Origin of the sequence: Actinomadura verrucosospora (assembly GCF_039540335.1) — a bacterium.
Lineage (GTDB): Bacteria > Actinomycetota > Actinomycetes > Streptosporangiales > Streptosporangiaceae > Spirillospora > Spirillospora verrucosospora.
Genome location: NZ_BAABEV010000116.1, coordinates 1 through 624 on the forward strand (window position 1 = coordinate 1; position 624 = coordinate 624).

1 protein-coding gene is annotated in these 624 nt (G+C 66.7%); it reads right to left on the reverse strand.

The window, feature by feature from the left end:
• Positions 1–585, reverse strand: a 585-nt coding sequence (locus tag ABD944_RS42190) for a hypothetical protein (protein ID WP_345187895.1), incomplete at its 3' end; no start/stop codon positions are given.
• Positions 586–624 lie beyond the last annotated feature (39 nt).

The following is a 624-nucleotide window of genomic DNA, read 5'->3' on the forward strand; positions in this document are numbered from 1 at the left end:
GTAGTGACGCACCAGGAAGCCGCGCGCGATCTCGCCGGCGGGGTCGGGCCCGGTGTAGCCGAGCAGACGCTCCTCGCCATCGATGAAGCCGCCTACGGCGCCATCTGCGTCGACCCAGAGCTCCCCCATCGGCTGCGCGGACGTCCACTGGCGAAGCTTCTCGGAAAAGCTCCCATCGACCTCGGACCGCAGGGAGCGGCCTGTCTGAACATCCACGACGTCCCGCGTTCGCGTCACCCTGACGCGACGTTCAGGGATGTCCCCACGCCACAGCCCGCCAATCGGAGGGCGGCTCGGACGCTCCGCCGTCTCGAGCTCGACTTCAGCGGGCGGTTCGTCCCCGCCGTTCGACGCAGGCTCGGGCTGTGCCGGGGTCTGCGGCTCGGATGCCGCGGCCTGATACTGCCCGGATCGGATTCGATCGATCCGCTTCATCATCCGCGCTGCGGGACCCTGGATCCCCATGGAAACCTTCTGGCCGAAGGCCCGCACGAGATCCGCCGCTTCCCGTAGCTGTGCGGCAGACGGCTCATCGCTGAAGTGCAGCCACGTGTTCCGCATGTCGACGATCTTCTTCGAGATCACCCGCAAGTCGCCGCTGTTAGGAATTACCTCGCGATATAT